This window comes from Aeromonas simiae, assembly GCF_000820125.1.
In the GTDB taxonomy this organism is placed as follows: Bacteria; Pseudomonadota; Gammaproteobacteria; order Enterobacterales; family Aeromonadaceae; genus Aeromonas; species Aeromonas simiae.
In genome coordinates, this window is the sequence record NZ_CDBY01000051.1 from 34,354 (window position 1) to 34,864 (window position 511).

Genomic DNA, 511 nt, shown 5'->3' on the forward strand with positions numbered 1-511 from the left:
TGCCCCGGCGTCACCATAGGGGAGAACAGCGTGATTGGCGCGGGCTCTGTGGTGACCCGTGACATCCCCCCCAACGTGGTGGCGGCCGGTAACCCCTGCCGGGTATTGCGCTCCCTGACTGCCGAGGAGTTGGCTAGCTGATGACAAAAGGGCAGGATAACCTGCCCTTTTTAAGGCTCGCGCGCTTACAGATAAGTTGCATCCAGATGTTTCAGGATCAGCTTCAGATCCGGCATCATGGCGGTATCTTCCCGCTCACCCTTCTTGTTCAGAGCCTCATCCAGGAAGAGTTCGCGCATGCCTGCGCTGTCCAGTGGCGCCTTGCCGTGGGCTTTGAGGAAGGATTGGATGTTGCCACACACGCCGGCAATGATGGGGCACGCGTAGGAGGTGCCGTTGAGAATGCCGTAGTGGTGGGGATCGACATCCCCTTGTGCCAGCAATACCCGGTGCGCCAGAGCAAAGGCATCGATACAGCTGCCGTAGTTATAGCGGCGGGTGCGTTTGGCAT

1 protein-coding gene and 1 pseudogene are annotated in these 511 nt (G+C 59.5%); one reads left to right on the forward strand and one right to left on the reverse strand.

Annotated features, from left to right (window positions below; translation table 11 throughout):
* Nucleotides 1-141: pseudogene (locus BN1134_RS19680) on the forward strand (sugar O-acetyltransferase); the annotation flags it as partial.
* A 44-nt stretch (nucleotides 142-185) separates the two neighbouring features.
* Here BN1134_RS19680 and BN1134_RS09555 read toward each other — a convergent pair.
* The coding region (locus tag BN1134_RS09555; RefSeq protein WP_042046868.1) for a S8/S53 family peptidase at nucleotides 186-511 on the reverse strand (326 nt) is incomplete at its 5' end.